16 protein-coding genes and 1 tRNA gene are annotated in these 17,997 nt (G+C 50.5%); 8 read left to right on the top strand and 9 right to left on the bottom strand.

Annotated elements, in window-relative coordinates; translation table 11 throughout:
• Positions 1–26 precede the first annotated feature (26 nt).
• Positions 27–875, bottom strand: coding sequence for a lysylphosphatidylglycerol synthase transmembrane domain-containing protein (locus BMW71_RS17215; RefSeq protein ID WP_092176799.1), 849 nt, complete (start codon positions 873–875; stop codon positions 27–29).
• Positions 856–1,809, bottom strand: coding sequence for a glycosyltransferase family 2 protein (locus BMW71_RS17220; protein WP_092176801.1), 954 nt, complete (start codon positions 1,807–1,809; stop codon positions 856–858). Before BMW71_RS17220 ends, BMW71_RS17215 begins: the two co-directional genes overlap by 20 nt.
• Before the next feature lie 200 nt (positions 1,810–2,009).
• On the opposite strand from BMW71_RS17220, the gene BMW71_RS17225 reads away from it, so the two are divergent.
• Both BMW71_RS17225 and BMW71_RS17230 read left to right on the top strand, forming a co-directional pair.
• Entirely contained in the window at positions 2,010–3,104 is a 1,095-nt protein-coding gene (locus tag BMW71_RS17225; RefSeq protein ID WP_092176890.1) for a Gfo/Idh/MocA family protein, read from the top strand.
• A 78-nt stretch (positions 3,105–3,182) separates the two neighbouring features.
• Positions 3,183–4,838: an ArnT family glycosyltransferase gene (locus BMW71_RS17230; RefSeq protein ID WP_092176804.1), complete on the top strand. Its 1,656-nt coding sequence runs from the start codon at positions 3,183–3,185 to the stop codon at positions 4,836–4,838.
• A gap of 72 nt (positions 4,839–4,910) precedes the next feature.
• On the opposite strand, the gene hpf is transcribed toward BMW71_RS17230, so the two are convergent.
• Genes hpf through rpsU form a run of 3 tightly spaced genes read right to left on the bottom strand, consistent with a single transcriptional unit; the run spans position 4,911 to position 6,383 of the window.
• Positions 4,911–5,216: a ribosome hibernation-promoting factor, HPF/YfiA family gene (gene hpf, locus BMW71_RS17235; protein WP_092176807.1), complete on the bottom strand. Its 306-nt coding sequence runs from the start codon at positions 5,214–5,216 to the stop codon at positions 4,911–4,913.
• Between the two features lie 31 nt (positions 5,217–5,247).
• Positions 5,248–6,132: a tyrosine-type recombinase/integrase gene (locus BMW71_RS17240; RefSeq protein WP_092176893.1), complete on the bottom strand. Its 885-nt coding sequence runs from the start codon at positions 6,130–6,132 to the stop codon at positions 5,248–5,250.
• A gap of 56 nt (positions 6,133–6,188) precedes the next feature.
• Complete coding sequence (gene rpsU / locus BMW71_RS17245; protein WP_092176810.1) at positions 6,189–6,383, bottom strand: 30S ribosomal protein S21; 195 nt, start codon at positions 6,381–6,383, stop codon at positions 6,189–6,191.
• Positions 6,384–6,542: 159 nt separating this feature from the next.
• Here rpsU and galE point away from each other — a divergent pair, with 159 nt between their 5' ends.
• Both galE and BMW71_RS17255 read left to right on the top strand, forming a co-directional pair.
• On the top strand, positions 6,543–7,565 hold the full coding sequence (gene galE, locus BMW71_RS17250) for a UDP-glucose 4-epimerase GalE (RefSeq protein WP_092176813.1): 1,023 nt from the start codon (positions 6,543–6,545) through the stop codon (positions 7,563–7,565).
• 10 nt (positions 7,566–7,575) lie between these two features.
• A complete protein-coding gene (locus tag BMW71_RS17255; RefSeq protein ID WP_092176816.1) occupies positions 7,576–9,855 on the top strand; it encodes a GH92 family glycosyl hydrolase in 2,280 nt (759 codons plus the stop codon).
• Between the two features lie 124 nt (positions 9,856–9,979).
• Here the strand turns inward: BMW71_RS17255 and BMW71_RS17260 are convergent, their stop codons facing one another.
• The 4 genes from BMW71_RS17260 to BMW71_RS17275 form a co-directional block, all read right to left on the bottom strand.
• The gene (locus BMW71_RS17260; protein ID WP_092176819.1) at positions 9,980–10,909 is read right to left on the bottom strand and encodes a hypothetical protein; all 930 of its coding nucleotides are present in this window, start codon (positions 10,907–10,909) and stop codon (positions 9,980–9,982) included.
• A gap of 161 nt (positions 10,910–11,070) precedes the next feature.
• The gene (locus BMW71_RS17265; protein ID WP_092176822.1) at positions 11,071–13,596 is read right to left on the bottom strand and encodes an ATP-dependent Clp protease ATP-binding subunit; all 2,526 of its coding nucleotides are present in this window, start codon (positions 13,594–13,596) and stop codon (positions 11,071–11,073) included.
• A gap of 84 nt (positions 13,597–13,680) precedes the next feature.
• Entirely contained in the window at positions 13,681–14,316 is a 636-nt protein-coding gene (locus BMW71_RS17270; protein WP_092176825.1) for a WbqC family protein, read from the bottom strand.
• 53 nt (positions 14,317–14,369) lie between these two features.
• Positions 14,370–14,999, bottom strand: coding sequence for an L-threonylcarbamoyladenylate synthase (locus BMW71_RS17275; RefSeq protein ID WP_092176896.1), 630 nt, complete (start codon positions 14,997–14,999; stop codon positions 14,370–14,372).
• Between the two features lie 227 nt (positions 15,000–15,226).
• Between BMW71_RS17275 and mltG the strand changes: the two genes are divergently transcribed.
• The 4 genes from mltG to BMW71_RS17295 all read left to right on the top strand — a co-directional run bounded on the left by mltG (position 15,227) and on the right by BMW71_RS17295 (position 17,880).
• Positions 15,227–16,273 carry an endolytic transglycosylase MltG gene (mltG, locus tag BMW71_RS17280; protein ID WP_092176827.1) on the top strand — a complete coding sequence of 349 codons (1,047 nt, stop codon included), beginning with the start codon at positions 15,227–15,229 and terminating at the stop codon, positions 16,271–16,273.
• Entirely contained in the window at positions 16,273–16,701 is a 429-nt protein-coding gene (locus BMW71_RS17285) for an acyl-CoA thioesterase (protein WP_092176830.1), read from the top strand. The genes mltG and BMW71_RS17285 overlap by 1 nt, the downstream gene beginning before the upstream one ends.
• Positions 16,698–17,651 (top strand): YihY/virulence factor BrkB family protein, encoded by a 954-nt coding sequence (locus BMW71_RS17290; RefSeq protein ID WP_092176833.1) that lies wholly within the window; start codon positions 16,698–16,700, stop codon positions 17,649–17,651. Before BMW71_RS17285 ends, BMW71_RS17290 begins: the two co-directional genes overlap by 4 nt.
• Before the next feature lie 144 nt (positions 17,652–17,795).
• Positions 17,796–17,880: transfer RNA gene (locus BMW71_RS17295), tRNA-Ser, on the top strand.
• Positions 17,881–17,997: the final 117 nt, after the last annotated feature.

Here is a 17,997-nt window from a genome sequence, read left to right on the forward strand (position 1 = left end):
CTTCCAAGCTAAGAAAGGTTTCATTCCTATTTTTTGAATTTGAAAAAAATCCCGCTCAGCGAGGTCAGCACGGTAATCAGGAAAAACAACAGGCTAAAGGCAACCGCTACGTTTCGATCAATGCCCACCAGATCGTGCGCATACACAAATACCAATTCCCTGGCCCCTACCCCACCGATGGTCAGCGGCAACACCGATACCGTGCTCGAAACCAGAAAGACAAAGAGGTAAGTAACAAATTGGTGTTCCACTTCCAGGGCCGCCAGGAGAAAATAGGCGCTGAACAGCTGCAATACCTGGTTTAAAAAAGAGTAGCCGGTACTTACCGGAATGGAGGACATAAACGGGCGAAAAAAAAGATACATGACCAAATAAAAGCCGAATGGAAGTGTGGCCATGGCCAGCAAGCCCAGCCAAAACGGCGAGATGGGAAGGCTCCAGTCCAGGTCCAAAAAAAGCATGAGCCCAAACATCAGCCAAAGCAGCACGGCCAGGCCATTGCCCCGGTCCAGCAGCACGCAATGGATCAACTTCTTCACCGATGCCCCGTGGGTTTTATTGAGCAGGTATACCTTGTATCCGTCTCCACCGATTCCCCCGGGCAGAAACAGGTTGTAAAACATGCCTATCGCATACAATTTCAGGTTTTTGGATTGGGGCAGGTGCAGGCCAATATCGAAAAAATAGCGGTTTAACCGAAAAGCGCTAAACACCTTGGATACGATAAAAAACAGCCAGGCGAGGGCCAACCAGCCCGGGTGTGCCGATTGGATGACCCGCCAGGTGGTCTTTGTATCGATTTTATTAAAAACCACATACAGGGCAATTCCCGTCAGGAGAATTTTAAGGAAAAGTTTAAGTCGTTTTTTGCCCACCTTGATGAATGGCTTTCACGGTATACGTTTTTTTATTCTGCGACTCAAAGTAGGTACGGACGATGATTTCGGCCACGATACCGGTGGTAATCAGCTGCACCCCACCCAAGACCAAAATAAAGCCCACCAACAGTATGGGGCGACCCCAGATATCCTCTCCCAGTAATTTCAGGATAAGCAGGTAAATGTTTACCAATACACCAACGGCAAACGAGAGCAAGCCCAGCGTACCGAAAATATGGATGGGCCGCTGAAAGTACTTTTGGAAAAAAAGCATCAGGATCAGGTCGGCAATCACTTTGAAGGTGCGGCTTAGCCCGTATTTGGAGGTGCCGTGGATGCGCGGATGGTGCTTCACATCCACTTCCGTCATGCGGGCACCTTCCTGCCTTGCAAGCACCGGAATGAAGCGGTGCAATTCTCCGTACAAGCCCATGTTTTGGGCAATGTGCGCCTTGTAGATCCGCAGACTGCAGCCGTAATCGGAAAGGTACACCTTGGTGGTGGTGCGGATCAGCCAATTGGCCATTTTGCTGGGCAATTTCCGAAGCACAAAGCCATCCTGCCGGTTGGCCCTTCTGCCTGCCACCACGTCCCAGTCTTCGTTTTTGGCCAGATCCAGCATCATGGGTATATCGCTGGGGTCGTTTTGCAAGTCCCCGTCCATGGTCACGATGTACTGCCCGTTGGAATGATCGATGCCTGCCGCCAACGCCGTTGTCTGTCCGTAATTCTTGTTGAAGATGAGCACGCGCGTGTGTTCATTGGCGAGGGCCTTCATTTTCTCCACAGAGCGGTCCGTCGAACCATCGTCCACCAGGATGAGCTCGTAAGCGATGGAAGCCAGTGCGGCGTAGATTGCTTCCAGTAAGGGGGGAATGTTTCCTTCTTCGTTAAACACGGTAACGACTACCGAAATCTCTGGTTGGGCCATACAACAAAATTTCAACGAAATTACGGCTTTTTTTGAAAGCGGGGGCAAATGGAGCCGCAAAAACATTCCCGAAGGCCAAACCCGACGCCCTGCCAGGGCTTTTCCAGCTGTTGCCGCAGCCGGTAAAATTCCTTATATTGAAAACGAAAACCAGAAAATGCTGGGGATCCCTTTTTTATCAAACCAAACGAGAAAACCCAATGAACACGCATTCCAGACGAAATGCCCTGAAGACCCTGGCGCTTGGCAGCAGCCTTGCCCTGGTGAACCCCCTACAACTCCTGGCCCGTTCCAGGAAAGAGAAAATCGGTGTGGCACTGGTAGGGTTGGGCTATTACAGCACCGACCTTCTCGCCCCGGCCTTGCAGCAAACCGAGCATTGTTACCTGGCCGGAATTGTCACCGGCACCCCATCCAAGGCCGAGGCCTGGAAGGAAAAATACCAGATACCCGAGAAAAACATCTACACTTACGAAAACTTTGATCGCATCGCGGACAATCCGGATATAGACGTGGTTTACGTGGTGCTGCCTCCCTCCATGCACGCCGAATACACCATCCGCGCTGCCAACGCCGGCAAGCACGTCTGGTGCGAAAAACCCATGGCGGTGACCAGCAAGGAATGTCAACGCATGATCGACGCCTGCAAGAAAAATAAGGTTCAGCTGACCATTGGCTACCGCCTGCACCACGAGCCCAATACCCAGGAATACCGTTCCATTGTTCAACAAAACAAACTGGGGAGCGTCAACTACGTGGACTGCGCTGCCGGCTACCGGGAAAACCGAACCGACCACTGGAAGCAAAAGAAAGAAATGGGTGGCGGCGTCATTTACGATATGGGGGTATATTCCATACAAGGAGCCCGCCTGGGCACCCATATGGAACCGATCGCGGTGGTGTCGGCATCGGCCATCTCCACCCGTCCGGACATCTACAAAGACGGCCTTGCCGATGTGGTGACTGCCAAGCTGGAGTTTCCGGGGGGTGTTTTTGCCGACATCAAAACCAGCTTTGCCGAAAGCGTGAATTATCTGACCATTGAATGTGCAGAAGGCAACATTGAAATGCAGCCCTACTCTGCCTATGCGGGAGTGAAAGGGAAAAGCCCATTGGGAGAGATCAATCATCCCTACCAGGTGCCCTGGCAGCAAGCCAAACAGATGGACGACGATGCCCTGGCTATTCTGGAAAACAAAGCGCCGCTGGTACCCGGAGAAGAAGGCTTGCGGGACATCGCCATCGTGGAAGCCATTTTGAAATCCGCAGAAAAAGGCAAACGCGTAAAAATCTAATGAAACTCCTGCTTTTGGGAAGGCGTTTCTTCCCAAAAGCAGGAGTTTTTCTTACTTTCGCACCTCCTTTTTTACTTCATGAAACAACCGCTGCATTGGACAAACGGCTTTTCCTTGCCCCTGATCGCCTTCCTGCTGCTGATCGCACCGTTTGCCCTGGATTTTCATCTGCATTATCCGGACGAAATGTATTACACAGACGCCGCCTTGCAAATGATGCAAAACGGGGACTACCTGACCACCTATCTGGGAAACGGGGAGCTGCGTTTCAAGAAACCCATCCTTACTTATTGGGCCGTACTGGCGGGATTTGAAACGGTAGGCGTTTCCGCCCTGGCCTCCCGACTGCTGTTTTTGCTGGCAGGGGCTGCCTTGATTCCCCTGGTATACCTGATCGCCCGGATGGCCGGCGGTGACAACCGTCTGCCGCAGTGGTCGGCCTGGATCGCGGCCACGCATCCGGTACTGATTTTCAGCAGCACGCGCTCCATTCCGGATATTTTACTGGCGTTTTTTGTTACCCTGGCAGCCCTGGGAGTAACGGGACTGCTTCGCTTCGGTGAGGATGCCCCGAAACGGTACCTATGGTTGTTTTACCTGAGCCTTGGGCTGGCGTTTGAGGTAAAGGGCCTACCGGCGGCCGCTTTGGGACTCATTGCCATTGTCTACCTCCGGTATAATCCCTGGCAGCCCCTGTCCCTGAAGAAACTGCTCCATCCGCCAGCCCTCCTGAGCGGAATTGCAATCGGCTTGTTTTGGTTTGTGGCCATGTACGTTCGGTTTGGGCCGGTGTACCTGGATTCCTTTTACGAAGACCAGCTGGGCATGCGCCTTGGAAATAGGATATGGCAAATTATCCGGCATTTCTCGTTGGCATTGCTGCTGATGATCGTTTTGTTCGTCCCCTGGTTTCTGCCGGCGCTAAAGGGAATACGTACAACGGCTGCGGCCACCTTTCAGGAAAACAAGGCCTTTTTTGGCTTCGTCGCCGTATGGGTGGTATCCATCATCGCCATGACCGGCATGGTATCCATCTTCTACGAACGGTACCTGCTTCCGGTCACGCCGCTAGCCGCTGTAGGACTGGCGGCACTGCTACGCAAGCAATCGGAAATACAGCTGTACCACAGCCTCAAAGTGGCCGCCTGGGTGTTTCTGGGCATCAACTGGCTGTTGCTCTTGGTGGCCATCTTGCCCCTGATTGGTCTGGAAAGCCCCTGGTACCTGTCCCTGCAATGGCTGGCAGGGCTGGCTCTAAGCTTCTTTTTAGCGGTCCAGCTTCGATTTCCAGCATACCGACTCCAGGTGCTTGGAACCGCCATTCTGTTGGTGTTTTTTAACCTTACGCTGGTTTCGTATCCCTTGTCCATTCCCCATCAGGGGGTACAGGTTCGTACCCACTTGCAGGAGCAAGCCATCCCGGAAAACAGCCCGATCGCTTTTTTGGGGCATCCCCATTATGCCAGTAAAATCCGAATTGGCCTGGGAACCACCTATCCCATGAAAACCTTTGCCCGCCTGGCCGAGGTGCCCGAACAGTATCGGTTTCTAATTTGTGATGCGCCCACCCTGGAGCAGCTCCCGAAGGAATCCTTTACTAGCCAGTTGGCCAGCCTGAACTGGGACCCAAAATACTGGCAGGCCATGGTGGATGCAATTCTCAGCGGAGACACTGCGGAGGCCAAGCGGAAATGGGGCAAAAAATACTACTGGGTGGAACGAATTGCTCCCTAAGGGTATTACCAAACGGCAAGAAACCAAAAAAGCTGCGCAAGGGCAGCTTTTTTGGTTGTGAAAATGCGTTAGCTATTGCTTGGCGATAACCAGTTTTTCCTTGAATTTTTTGATCTGCCTTCGCAGGGCTTCCACCGAATCGTCTGCTGCTGCTTCGAAGGAATCGTTTTGACTTTTTGCAAAAAGTTGCTTTCCGGGTACATTCAACTTGATTTCTACGATCTTATTTTCACTCTTATCATTTTTATCCAGCCTCATAAAAACTTCTCCGTCAATGATCTGATCGTAATACGTATCGAGTTTATCCGCCTTTTTCTGGATAAAATTGATCAACTTCTGATCGGCATCGAAATGAATGGAATGCATTTGTAATTTCATAATAATCACTGTTTAAAAGTTAAACTTTTATTTACGCTTTGGGATGTGCCTGTTCGTACACAGCCTTCAGTTTCTCGATGGAATTATGGGTGTATACCTGGGTAGCAGCCAGGCTGGAGTGCCCCAGCAGGTCCTTGACGGCATTGAGGTCGGCTCCTTTATTAAGCAAGTGGGTGGCAAAAGTGTGGCGCATAAGGTGGGGACTTCTATGGGTGGTCTGAATAAAAAGATCGAGGTATTTTCTGACAATTCGATAAACCATCATCGGATAAGCAGCTTCCTTACTGTTTCTAACGATAAAATAGTCATTTCCCTCTGCAAATGAAAATGTTTCATCGAATACTTTTTTATAGGCAAGAATATTTTTTTGAAGTCGTATAGACACCGGAATTATTCGGTATTTCTTCCCTTTCCCGAGTACCTTGATCTGCCCGCTTTCGAGATCCACCGCGCGCCAGCGCAGCCCAATCAACTCCGACAAACGCATGCCGGTAAGGTACAGGAGTTGCAAGACCATGCGATCGCGCTGCCCGTCAAAATCGGATGCGTAGTTTACCGCCTCCAAAAGGGCTTCCACTTCCTTTTCGGGTATAAAAGCTGGGAGGGTTCTCCCTTTTTTCAGGGATTGAATCTTGACCGTGGGGTCACGGCTGATGCGACCCGACTTCACCAAAAATTTAAAAAAGGTCCGCAGGGTAGCCATTTTGCGGTTGACAGTTGCGGGCGAAAGGCCCTCTTCTATCAAGTCCACCATCCAGGCCCGTATTTCGGAGTGGCCCGCTTCCTCGGGACCCTGCAACCCAAAGGCGTCCACGGAAAATGCGGAGAACTGCTCCAGATCTTTCGTGTAGGCCAGTACGGTATGCGCGCTGGCCCGCTTTTCGTGTTCCAGGTAATTTATAAATGAAAAAAGCATATCGGTGATTTCATACACCAATATGCTCAATAATTTTATGAAAACGAAAGGATTTCTTATTTCCCTTCCTGTTCCTGCATTCGTTGTTTGTAGGCGGCTTTAATTACCTCTGTGCGTCGGGTTATCGAAGGCTTCTCAAAATGTTGCCTTCTTCTCAACTCACGGATGACACCGGTTTTGTCAAACTTTTTCTTAAAACGCTTTAGCGCTTTTTCGATGGACTCGTTTTCTTTAACGTTTACTACGATCATATATATACACCTCCTTTCAGCTCGCAAACTTACGAAATCTATCGGGAAACACAAAATAAATTCTCCTACAACCGGTTTTCTCTAAATAAAAAAGCCCAATTAGGGCGGAAAAAGCACGGGAATGTTTCCCCCAAAATGAATTAAACTTTATATTTGATCATGGAAAATATTTTAATTACGGGAGGTGCCGGATACATCGGTTCCCATACGGCAGTAGCCCTGGTGGAAGCGGGCTACCAACCCATCATCGTTGATGACTTTTCGAATTCCGAAAAAAACGTACTGGAAGGTCTTTCCAAAATCACCGGCCTGTCCATCCCCTGCTACGAAGGGGATTGCAACGATCGCAGCTTACTGGAAAAAATATTTTCGGAGCATGCGCTTACCGGGGTGATTCATTTTGCTGCCTACAAGGCGGTCGGAGAAAGCACCCAGAAACCGTTGAAATATTACGGCAACAATATCTTTTCCCTAGTGGCACTTTTGGAAACCATGGAAAAATTCGGGGTGGAAAACCTGGTTTTCTCCTCATCTTGCACCGTTTACGGACAACCCGACGAATTGCCAGTCAAGGAAAGTACGCCCCGGAAAGTGGCCGAAAGTCCGTACGGCAATACCAAGAAAATCTGTGAAGACATCCTTGTCGATCAGGTTAAAAGCGAGGCGAAACTGGCGGCCATTGCGCTGAGGTATTTCAATCCCATTGGCGCCCATCCTTCCTCACACATTGGGGAGTTGCCCCTCGGGGTCCCTTCCAATCTGGTACCCTTTGTCACCCAGACAGGAGTGGGTATCCGGAAGGAACTGACCGTATTTGGTGACGATTACAACACCCCCGATGGCAGTTGTGTCCGGGATTACATTCACGTGATGGACCTGGCCGAAGCCCATGTAAAGGCGATCAGCTATCTCCGCGGAAAAAACGCACCCTTCTACGACCTGTTCAACGTAGGCACTGGCACCGGAAATACCGTGCTGGAGGTAATTCAGGCGTTTGAAAAAGTCAGCAAGCAGGCCTTAAATTATAAAATCGGCCCCAGAAGGCCCGGAGACGTGGAAAAAGTATGGGCCGATACTGAAAAAATAACCCGTGAACTGGACTGGCATCCCAAATACACGCTGGAAGATTCCCTTCGTGACAGTTGGAACTGGCAGCTGGCACTTTCTAAAACCCCTGCGTAACCCCACCTCCATGACCTCGAATCGTTTCCTCCTGTTTGTACTGCTTGCGCTTTTTCCTCTTTTTGGTTTTCAGTCGAAACCCGAGCCGGAACCGGTAGACCAGGTCTACCCCCTGTTGGACGCTGCCAATTCCCGGTGGTTTTACTTTAGCTCGGCTACCCGGCCTTTTGGGATGGTCAACCTGAGCCCGGACCACGAATTGGACGGGGCATGGAACAGTGGTTACCGTTACGATGCCGACAGCATCAAAGGGTTTAGCCACATTCACGCCTGGCAACTTTCCGGGGTCTCGGTCATGCCGATTAGCTATACCGCTTCACCCGAAGACCTGCTTTCTGACTACTATTCCCCCTACAGTCACGATCGGGAAACCATTCGGGCAGGCTACCACCGGGTGTACCTGGATCGTTTTCAGGTCGACGCAGAGCTTACCGCTACCCATCGGGTAGGTTTGCACCGCTACCGCTTTCCCTCTGGAAAACAGTCCGGTGTCCTGTTTCATCTGGGAGGAATGTTAGGGCCCAGCGCCATGGTGGAGGGTCGCTTAAAAAAGCTGGACGACCACACCTTGCAGGGAAGCGTTACCAACGAACCGACTTCCCGGCGCCCACACCCCATCACCGTCCATTTTCAGGTGGCATTTGATCGGCCCATTAGCGACTGGGTGGAGCAGTCAGATTCCCCCCATATTATTGTGGGCTTTGGGGAGTTGGACGGCGAAGCCCTGCAAATGAAGGTAAGCATCTCCTACACCCACCCGGACAACGCCCGCGAAAACATGGAAAAGGAACTCTCGCATTGGGACTTTGACCGGGTAGAACAGGAAACTCGTGCCCTGTGGAACGAACTGCTAAGCCGCATACAGGTGGAAGGAAACACCGAAACGCAGCGCCGCCGGTTTTACACCGATTTGTGGAAAGCCCTTCAGGGCCGGCGTACCATCAGCGATGTAAACGGCGCCTATCCCGATCACACCGGCGACACCTTCCGGATTGGACAGCTGCCGCTGGACGAGGCCGGCAATCCCCGTTTCCGGCATTTCAATTCCGATTCCTTCTGGGGCGCCCAATGGACCATCGGTGTACTCTGGTCACTGGTCTACCCGGATATTGCCGAGGAATTTGCCAACAGTTTTCTGCAATACTACCGAGACGGCGGGCTGATTCCCAGGGGCCCTTCGGGAGGCAACTACACGTATGTCATGACAGGCGCTTCTTCCACGCCTTTCTTCGTCAGCCTGTACCAAAAAGGGATCCGCGGATTTGATGTGGAAACCGCTTACGAGGGGTTGAAGAAAAACCACCTCCCGGGAGGAATGATGAGCAAATCCGGCTACGAGCACCGCACCGCCCTGGGAGGAAATGTGGAAGACTACATCGATATGGGCTACGTCCCCTACCCCAACCCAAGAGGCCGGTTTGGTGGACACGAACAGGGCGCCGGACAAACGCTGGAATACAGCTTTCAGGACTGGACACTGGCCCAACTGGCCAAAGCCCTGTCCAAAGAGGCCGATGCACAGCTGTTTTTAGCGCGCTCGCAAAACTACAAGAACGTTTTCGACCCCGCTAGCGGATGGATGCGGCCCAAAAATATGCGAGGGCAATGGATGAATCCCTATGATCCCTACGACTATGGAAAGGGTTTTGTAGAAGCCAATGGGGCGCAATTTACCTGGTTTGTACCGCATGATTTACCCGGCCTGGCCGAACTCATGGGCGGAAAAGAAAAAGCAGTGGAAAAACTACAGCAGCAATTCCTGGAAGCAGAGAAACTCGGATTCACCTCCGGCACCTCCCACGCGGTGGAAACGCATCCCGAATACCGGAGAATTCCCGTCAATTACGGCAACCAGCCTTCCATGCAAATGGCCTATGTGTTCAATTACCTGGACCGTCCCGATCTCACCCAATACTGGTCCCGGAAAGTACTGGAGCGTGCCTTTTCCGCACTTAGCCCCCACCGGGGCTACAACGGGGACGAAGATCAGGGCCTCATGGGCTCCCTGGCCGTGCTGATGAAACTGGGCTTGTTTCAGATGAACGCCGGAACGGAGGAAAATCCGCTGTACGAACTGGGAAGCCCGATTTTTGACAAAGCGGTCATCCGCCTCCACCCGGACTACTACCCCGGAAAAACGGTCACCATCTGGGCGGAAAACAACGGTCCCGACCGGTATTACATTCAACGAAAAAGCTTCAATGGAAAACCAGAAACCGGTATAGGCATTCGCCACCAGGATTTGGTAAATGGAGGGGTTCTGCGCTTGCAGATGAGTGAAATGCCCTGAATTGGCCGGACCGAACCAAGTTGGCTCCTCGTTTTTACGGAAAGCAGGTGCATTTTTGAAATAGACAGGCCACATCATGCTGCACATCCATTTGCGTTTGCTGGCACTACAGCCAGTAATCGGATTATTCAGGCGCCGGCAGCCGGGTGTACCGGTACAGCACCGGCTGCACCCGCAGCTTCTTTTCGCTCAGCGTGAAATAGCTGTTGCCATCCGGGCTGAAGGCGAGCGCTTCTCCCTGGGGTTCCGGTTCGTACGGCAGCAGTTTTGCGGGGTGGCCTAGCGTTTCCTCCAGCGTCAGGTTGGGGTCTCGCTCCCAATAATAGACCACCCAATAGTTTTTGATGGCTACCTGAAGGCCGTCCGCAGAAATATCCCCGGCTACCGAGAGTGTGATAGGCATCTCCAGCACCTTTTCCAATACAACGGTACTCCCATCCTGCAAATCGGCGGCAGCAGCTTTGTACAGCGAGTTTCTAGCGTCTCGTTTCGTCAGCACGTAAAGGTCACCCCCCAAGGGATCCACTAGCAGGGTTTCCGCATCCTTGGCACCGTCCGGATACCTCAACTTGATTCGTTCCGGTAGTACCGAACGCGCTTCCTCGACGGTAGGGGGCTCGGGAAAGCGGTAAATAAACAATTCCTCGTGCACACCGAAATTATCGCCAATGTCCCCCAGGTACAGGTACGATTCACCGTCAACCGGACCGGGGCCGATTGCCAGATCTTCCCAATCCCGATTGGTAACCCCTTCCAGGAGGATGCTACCGCGGTACTTTCCCAGGGTATCAAGTAAGAAGATTTCCGCCGATCCTCCGCTGTCGTTGTGTAGGTAAAGTAGCTCCGGAAACTTCCGGGAAACAGCCAACCCGCTGGTCTCATCGAGGAATTTTTCTTTTACCTCTCCCACTTTTTTTGGACCGCTAAAGAGGCTGTACGTTACCTGGGGGTGTAGCTTTAGGTCGTACTTTTTCTGAAGCTTCTCCGAAAGCAAAAAAGGGATGATCGAAAACAGAAAAAAAAGCTTAAGCAATTTTTCAAAAAGAAAACTCATTCCGCTACGCGTTTAACCAACAACCGATTTTAACAATTTGACTATCACCATTTTTTTTAGTTAATCCAGGGTAGTTTTCCAACTACCTAAAAAAAGGAAAGGACAGCCCCGAAAGGCTGCCCCACTAATGTATGTTTGAGTTCCCAGCATAAAGCCTGGGATTAATCTGCTTTTTCCTTTTTGGTGACGCTGATTTCCAGTGCATCACCTTCGCCCAGGTAATCGGCGATGATCACGTCTCCTTCGGACAGTTCTCCTTTGAGAATTTCCTCGGCAAGTGCGTCTTCCAGGTACTTCTGTATGGCTCGATTCAGTGGCCGTGCACCGTACTGCTTGTCGTAGCCTTTTTCTGAAAGAAAATCCTTGGCCTTGTCGGTAAGTTCGATGACATAGCCCAAGTCCGTAATCCGCGTGAAGAGTTTTTTCAGACTGATGTCGATAATCTGGTGAATGTGGTCCTTGGTTAGGGAATTGAAAACCACCACATCATCCAATCGGTTTAGAAACTCCGGACTAAATGCCTTTTTCAGGGCATTTTGGATGGTCGATTTCATCACTTCGTCCATGTTCTCTTCTTTGGCTTTGGATGCAAACCCGATTCCTGCCCCAAAATCTTTCAGGTCCCTCACACCAATATTGGAGGTCATGATGATGATGGTATTTCGGAAGTCTACACGTCTGCCCAATCCATCGGTCAGGACGCCATCGTCCAGCACCTGCAACAAGATGTTGAATACATCCGGGTGGGCTTTCTCGATTTCGTCGAGCAAGACCACGGAATAGGGCTTACGTCGAACTTTTTCAGTAAGCTGTCCACCTTCTTCATAGCCTACATAGCCTGGAGGTGCTCCTACCAATCTGGATACGGAGAACTTCTCCATGTACTCCGACATGTCGATCCGGATCAGGGAATCTTCCTTATCAAACAGATAGGTAGCAAGCATTTTGGCCAATTCGGTTTTTCCAACCCCGGTAGGTCCCAGGAACACAAAGGATCCGATGGGCTTCTTGGGATCTTTCAATCCGACTCGGGTACGTTGGATGGCTTTGGTTAATTTCCTGATCGCCTCTTCCTGTCCCACTACCCGGCCTTTCAGTTCCTCACCCATATTGAGCAATTTGGCTCCTTCGTTTTGGGCGATTCGACGGGCAGGTATACCCGTCATCATGGCAATGACTTCGGCCACGTTATCTTCTTCTACCGTATACCGCTTGGTTTTGCTTTCTTCCTCCCATTTGGCCTTGGCATTTTCCAGCTGCTCCAGGAGTTTCTTTTCCTTGTCCCGCAGTTGGGCCGCCTCTTCGTACTTCTGGCTTTTGACGACCCGGTTTTTTTCTACCTTGATTTTCTCTACTTCGTCTTCCAACTTCAGGATGTTTTCCGGAACGTGGATATTATTGATGTGCACCCTCGCTCCTGCTTCGTCGAGAATATCGATGGCCTTGTCCGGTAGAAACCGATCCGAGATGTACCGGTCGGATAGGTTCACACAGGCCTGAATGGCTTCGGCGGTATAATTCACGTTGTGGTGATCCTCGTATTTATCCTTGATGTTCTCGAGGATTTGTATGGTTTCCTCCGGCGAGGTGGCATCCACCATCACCATTTGAAACCTACGCGCGAGGGCCCCGTCTTTTTCGATGTACTGCCGGTATTCGTCCAGCGTGGTGGCACCGATGCATTGGATTTCTCCGCGGGCCAGTGCCGGCTTAAACATATTGGAGGCATCAAGGGAGCCACTGGCCCCTCCTGCTCCCACAATGGTGTGCAACTCGTCAATAAATAAAATTACATTGGGCGATTTCTCCAACTCGTTCATCACGGCCTTCATGCGTTCCTCAAACTGTCCCCGGTATTTGGTGCCGGCGACGAGGGAGGCAAGGTCCAGTGTGACCACACGCTTGTTGAACAACACCCGAGACACTTTCTTCTGGATAATCCGTAGCGCCAATCCTTCGGCAATGGCTGTCTTACCAACACCGGGTTCACCGATCAGAATGGGGTTGTTTTTCTTTCGTCGGGATAGAATTTGTGCAACGCGCTCAATTTCTTTTTCCCTGCCAATAATGGGGTCCAGTTTATCCTCTTCCGCCATGCGGGTAAGGTCTCTGCCGAAATTATCCAATACGGGGGTACGGGATTTTTCCGCACTGCCTTTGGAACTCCCGGAAGAGCCGCTGGACGAACCAAATAATTTGGAACCTTCTTCGTCGGAATCGTCTGCTTCGGTACCTGACCGGGGCGACTGATCCGTTTGAAATTCGAGCATTTCCTTTACGGTGTCGTAGGTAGCATCAAATTTCTGAAGTATCTGAGTGGCAATATTGTCTTCGTCTCTCAAAATGGAAAGTAGTAAGTGTTCGGTGCCAATCAGTTGGCTTTTAAATATTTTAGCTTCCAGGTAGGTGATTTTCAACACTTTTTCGGATTGCCTGGTTAGCGGAATATTGGCGAGATTTTTGACATTGTGATTTGCCGTACCCTTTACTGCCCGCTCCACGGAATTTCTCAGCTCGTCCAAAGGAACGCCAAGTTTCTTTAGAATGGAAACAGCTACACCTTCCCCTTCACGAATCATTCCTAACAAGAGGTGCTCTGTACCGATGTAATCATGCCCCAATCGCAGCGCTTCTTCGCGGCTAAGGGAGATCACCTCTTTAACTCTGTTTGAAAATTTTGCTTCCATTATATCCTTTCTTATGGTATTATTTCAAATCGTTGATTAATGTTATCGAATTTGTTTTAAAAACACAATAGTTTTACATATTGTTCAATTACTTTTTTCTGAACGGTCCAGGATGCGGTTGGCACCGGGTCCTTCGCAGAACAACAAATCCACAATCGACAAATCCGGTGCAAAGTCTGCGCCAAATATTTGCTGATACGGCTGCGGGTGATAGATTCCTTGCCTCTCTTTCAGCCTTTTAGGGTGAATCAGCCCCCTAATGTCCCGAAAATGGGCTTCCTCTACAGGCGCTTCTTCCACACGCAATTTGACATCCCAGCCCAAAAATTTGAGACAAAGTGTCAGTAATTCCCGGTTAAGATCCAGCAAATAGGGATGCTTTTGTAAATATACACGCTCCAGGTCAGAATAAAAATATTCAAAAAAAGGAGCTTTGCCATACGCACTTTGCAATCCCCGCAGGTGGACGTTTAACCATTTTTGGTCGTAATCGATTCTTAGGTCCCTGATGGCCTGCTTTTTACGAACCCCGTACACGGGTACCGACAACATTTCGACCTTATTGGCCAGGCGAATCCTTGTTTTATTTACAAAGGATTGCCGACTCAGTTGGTCTCCGGCAGCGAGAACGATTTCCCTTGCCCCCCTGACCGCCACAAAATAAGGTAGGACGGGCAGGTACAAAGCATCCGCAAGCACTCCGGGTAACAGGTTATTCATGGGTGGAAAGTTAGGGGTAAGTTAAACGTTCGGCAAAGGAAAAAGTATTTTCCTCAGACGATTTCGTTAATTTCCCCCAGTCCTTCGCGGAGAACTTCTAGTTGATCCCCCGTACAATCGATCACGGTGGACGCCACGTTTTGCCCGTAGCCTCCATCAATCACCACATCTACCAAATCCTTGTACTTCTCATAAATCAACTCCGGATCCGTACTGTATTCGATCACGTCATCCTCGTCGCGAATGGAGGTAGTCAGAATGGGCTGCCCCAATTCCTTTACCAGCGTCCGCGGTATGCTGTGATCGGGTACCCGGATACCAACGGTCTTTTTCTTACTGTTCAATAGCTTCGGCACCTTATTGTTCGCTTCCAAGATAAAGGTAAACGGACCGGGCAGGGCTTTCTTCATCATTTTAAAAACCGGCGTACTCAATGCCCGGGTGTACTCGGCAATATTGCTCAGATCGTAACATATAAACGAAAAATTTTGCTTTTTGGGTTTAATTCCTTTGATCAAACTGATGCGTTCAATGGCCTTTTGGTTAAAAATATCACAGCCCATCCCGTAAATGGTATCCGTCGGGTAGATGATTACCCCGCCTTGCCGCAGGATATCCACGATCTGCCGAATCCTACGGGGATCCGGATTTTCAGGATAGAGCTTGATAAAGGCTGCCGCCATACAGTTTGCTGGGTTAGGTTCTCCCGGCACCGGCACTGCCGATGCCAAACAGGTAGTTAAATTTAACTCTTTTAATCGCCAATATAAAAGCAAGGCTTGGTTTTTTCTAAGGGATTTTATTTATTCAAAAAAATAAGTCCCTGTTTTAATAGTATATTTGTCAAAAAGATCGAAAACAAGACCTGTGCGTTCCCCCGGCGTTCCCTGCAGGTCAAGTAAGAAAACGCATGCTTACAGACAAAAAAAAGAAATACCTGCTGGTAGGATTGGTGGCCGTTTCCGTTTTACTGACCTCCCTGAGTTTTTACTTTTACCAGGCATTTTTTTCACCCAATACCTTGGTGAACCGCGATGCACCGGAAGTTTTCACCATTCCGACCGGAAGCACCTTTGATGCCGTGCGGGACAGCCTGCTGCAGCGGAACATTGTGAACGAGGTGGTTACCTTCAGTTTCGTAGCCAAGGTGATGGACTACCCCCAGGCGGTCAAACCCGGGAAGTACACCCTACAACCCAGAATGTCTAACCGGGAACTGATCACCCTGCTCCGTTCCGGAAACCAGACGCCGGTTAACATCACCTTCAATACCATCCGCCTTCCGGAGGAACTGGCGGAGAAAATTACGGCCGAGCTGGAAATGGACCCGGAAAGCTTTTTGCCGCTGCTGCAAGACCAGGCTTTTCTGGAGAAGTACGGGTTTGACAGCCTGACGGTCATGACCATGTTTATCCCGAATACGTACGAGGTATACTGGAACCTAAGTCCCCTGGAACTCTTTGATCGCATGTACCGGGAATACAACCGGTTTTGGACCGATGCCCGGAAAGCCAAGGCCGAAAGCCTTGCATTGAGCCCCCTGGAAGTGTCCACGCTGGCCTCCATCGTGCAGGCAGAAACCAACAAACGGGACGAACGCCCCCGGGTAGCTGGGGTATACCTCAATCGCCTGGAGCGAAACATGCCCTTGCAAGCCGATCCCACCCTGCTATTTGCCCTGGGCGACTTCAGTATCCGACGGGTATTGAACGTGCACAAGGAAGTGGAAAGTCCCTACAATACTTACAAGTACGCCGGACTTCCTCCCGGCCCCATCAATTTGCCGGAAATCAGTTCCCTCGATGCCGTGCTAAATTACGAGGAACACGATTACCTGTATTTTTGCGCAAAGGAAGATTTCTCGGGATACCATGCCTTTGCCCGGACCCTACGGGAGCATCTCGCCAATGCCAGAAGGTACCAGCAAGCACTCAACGCCTCAAAAATCTACCGGTAATGTTTACAAAAGAGCACCAACTCCGCGTCAGGTATGCCGAAACGGACCAAATGGGCTACGTTTATTACGGCAATTATGCCACCTACTACGAGGTAGCCCGGGTGGAAGCCCTGCGGAGCATCGGGTTTTCGTACAAGGAAATGGAAGCTTCGGGGATCATGATGCCGGTCCTGGAAAACCACAGCCGGTTTTTACTGCCCGGAAAATACGACGAGCAGCTGACCATTCGTACCAGCATTCGGGAAATGCCCGGGGTACGCATTCGGTTTTACTACGAAATTTTGAACGAACAGGGGGAAACCATCCATACCGGAGACACCCTGTTGACCTTTTTGCGAACGGATACGCACCGACCCTGCCGCCCACCGGAACCCTTGGTAGAGTTGCTACGGCCGTATTTTGAAACAGCTAATACGTCCCGGTCGTGAAAAAGCGGATCGATGGGTTTCTGGATCAGCTGCACAAGCAAGCGTTACGGCTAAAGCCGATTCACTTTGGCAATCCGGACCAAAACCTGTACGACGTGGGGAAAATCTTTTTCCATCACCTGCAAAAGGACGACGTGTTCGAACGCGCCAGTGCCATGGCATTTAATTTCACGGTGGCCATGTTTCCCTTGCTCTTATTTTTGCTGAACACGATTCCCTTTATCCAGTTTTTTTTTCCGGGCGTGACCACAGCAAATATTTTGCTATTTATCCGGGATATTTTGCCCGAGACCGTGTACAACGAAGCCGCCCCGACCATCATGGACATCGTCAGCAAGCCCCGCCAGAGTTTGCTCTCCCTGGGCTTCTTTTTGGCACTCTACCTGTCCACCAACGGGGTAATCTCCATGATGAATGCCTTCAATGCCGTGTACCGGACCAAGGAATACCGCAGTTTCTTCCGTACGCGCCTGATAGCCGTGAGCATTGTGCTGGTGTTGGTGGTGAGTATTTGCGGGGCCGTGTTGGTGATGTTGGTAGGCAGCGATCTCTTATTTCGAATCTCCGAATTTGAGTTTATTAGCAATACCATTTACTACTATTCCCTGGCCTTTTTTCGCTTTTTTGTATTGTTGCTGCTGTTTATGATCGCGACGGCCTATATTTTCCGCTTTGCACCCGCGGTTCACGACAAGTGGAAGTTTTTCTCCACCGGATCGGTGGTGGCTGGCTTGCTGATTACGCTGGGTTTTTTTCTGTTCACCTTTTACTTAAACAATTTCGCCAGTTACAACAAGCTATACGGGTCGATCGGGACGATGATTGCGGTGATGTTGTGGCTATGGATTACCTCCATACTGGTATTGGTAGGGTTTGAGATCAATGTCAGCCTGGACAAGGCCCGGCATCGAAAGGCGGTTAGGCAGGCAAAAGAGCCGGGAAAAAAATAGCCTATTCGACCGATTTTTTCCCGGTGAATTATTTGTATAAACTAGAATATGACCTACCTTTGCAATCCAAATCACGGGATTTTTCCTGGGAAGCGGGAAAACAAGGGCATTTGGGGGTACGAATTCCGATTGCCTGGTGAATTTAGAGGAGTGGCAGAGTGGTCGATCGCGGCGGTCTTGAAAACCGTTGAACCGAGAGGTTCCGGGGGTTCGAATCCCTCCTCCTCTGCATTCAAAAAGTCAGGCAAAGTGCCTGACTTTTTTCATTTCGAGTCGTCGGGACCTGCCCTACAGCCTGGCCCTTCGCTAAAACAGTCCACCGGACTGTTTTTTAACGCTCAGTCCT

This window comes from Cyclobacterium xiamenense (assembly GCF_900109255.1).
Taxonomy (GTDB): Bacteria; Bacteroidota; Bacteroidia; order Cytophagales; family Cyclobacteriaceae; genus Cyclobacterium; species Cyclobacterium xiamenense.